Here is a 1,759-nt window from a genome sequence, read left to right as displayed (position 1 = left end):
GGGAGGAGATGAAGGTCCTGGTTTATGGCGCCGAGATAAGATGGTAGGGCTTAAGTACACTTTCGTCGGGTAACAGCAGCGCATTACTGCGCCACCGCCCCCAAAGAACCGAGCATGAGAGTCGCGCCTCATCCGGCTCAAGTCTTTCGTCAGCACCATGGTCTAGTACCGGGCAATCAATCCACGTCTATCGCAGCTCGACGTTGGGCAAAGTAAGACGACCACGCAGGATCACAGGGATTGGCCAAGTTACGTAGTGCCGTTTCTCGATCCGGCTTAGGTATGTGCGCCACGTAATCACGCTTGATCGTCTTCACGAAGCTCTCGGCCATGCCGTTGCTCTGCGGGCTGCGAACTGGGGGGTCACCGGCTGCAAGCCGATCTGTCGAGCAAACAGGCACGTCTGGTCGGCGGTGTACGCCGAGCCGTTATCGCTTAGCCATTGCACCGGCGTGGCGGGCAGTTGATCACCGAAGCGCCTCTCCACGCTTTCCAGCATCAAGTCGCGGATATCATCGCCGCTGTACCCGGTCGGGCTCGCGACCTAGCCGATGGCCTCGCGATCACAGCAGTCCAGGGCGAAGGTTACGCTCAATTTGGCTCCGTCCTCGCAGCGGAACTCAAAGCCGTCCGAGCACCAACGCGTATCGCTGGTTTGCACCGCAATACGGCCTTCGTGCCGACGCGGCACGCCGGGCTGTTTTCGTAGACAGATTCAGCAGCGGTTGCAGGTGCTCGCCGCACTGGATCACCCAGCGCGCCAGGGTTTGGCGGGGGATATCGACGCCGTGACGACCGAGGATTTTTTTGAAGCGGTGCAGCGGCAGACCATCGACGTATTTGGTGATCAACAGCATCGCCAGGACGCTAGGACTGGCCATGCTCTTTTCGATCAGTTGAGCCGGTTTGTCGGCGGTGACCGGTGCGGCTTCACAGCCGCGGCAGCCGTAGACCTTGTCCGCTGGTTCCCTTCACAACCACTGGCCAACGCAGAGCGTTTTACCCATGCAGCGAAACGATTAGCGGACAGGAAACGGTCCCGTGGCTCGCACAACAGTCGTGAACCAGTTGCACCAAAACAGACTCGATCCGTCGCAGATCCGCGAGCTTGCCACGCACATCCCCAAGCTTCTGCTCGGCGAGCACGCGCGCTTCATCACAGTGAGCGCCGTCATCGAGCCTCAACAGCCCGGCCACTTCTTCGAGGCTAAAGCCCAGCCGTTGCGCGGACTTTACGAATTTCACCCGGGCGACATCGGGGGTTGGGGAGCAATGGAACTGAAAACCAACGTAAGCCGAATTAGAGTTCGTTTTACTCGTCAGCGACTGCGAATTAACGAACTTTGATTCGTGAGAAAGGTTTATTGCACTGATTTTCGGGTGTTGGTGACCTTTCCTCGCGATAGCGGAAACGGTTTCATAAAACGGTCGTTTTTCGAAACTATCCAGACGTTGCAAGGGTTTGCGGGGCAGCGACTGAGCTTAAGTGCACTTTCTGTTCCGTTGCTCCCCCAACCCCTATTTCCAGCAGCGAGGTGATGAATTCGTTTTGCTGTTGTGCGGCGGCGACAAAAGCAGCCAAAGCCGTGATATTGAAGCGGCTAAAAAACTCGCCAGCGAGTGGAGGTCAGAATGAGCGAAAAAATTTACGACTACGACCCAGCAGCAGCCCTAGACGGCCCTGAAGCAATCGCCGTCTTCATGGCGGAGCCCTGCCATTTCCTCTCAGCGCCATAATCCAGGACCTTCATCTCCTCTC

4 pseudogenes are annotated in these 1,759 nt (G+C 57.4%); 1 reads left to right on the top strand and 3 read right to left on the bottom strand.

The features are described 5' to 3' along the window. Positions 1-242 precede the first annotated feature (242 nt). From APH30_RS29770 to APH30_RS28570, 3 pseudogenes are all read right to left on the bottom strand, one after another. Positions 243-697: pseudogene (locus APH30_RS29770) on the bottom strand (DDE-type integrase/transposase/recombinase); the annotation flags it as partial. 13 nt (positions 698-710) lie between these two features. Then, positions 711-956 (bottom strand): annotated as a pseudogene (locus tag APH30_RS28575) (transposase); the annotation flags it as partial. A gap of 43 nt (positions 957-999) precedes the next feature. Further along, positions 1,000-1,257, bottom strand: a pseudogene (locus tag APH30_RS28570) (MerR family DNA-binding protein); the annotation flags it as partial. Between the two features lie 262 nt (positions 1,258-1,519). Between APH30_RS28570 and APH30_RS29765 the strand changes: the two are divergent. After that, a pseudogene (locus tag APH30_RS29765) lies at positions 1,520-1,636 on the top strand (type II toxin-antitoxin system RelE/ParE family toxin); the annotation flags it as partial. Positions 1,637-1,759: the final 123 nt, after the last annotated feature.

The organism is Pseudomonas sp. NBRC 111127, assembly GCF_001320345.1.
In the GTDB taxonomy this organism is placed as follows: domain Bacteria; phylum Pseudomonadota; class Gammaproteobacteria; order Pseudomonadales; family Pseudomonadaceae; genus Aquipseudomonas; species Aquipseudomonas juntendi.
This window is presented reverse-complemented; position numbering and strand designations above follow the sequence as displayed.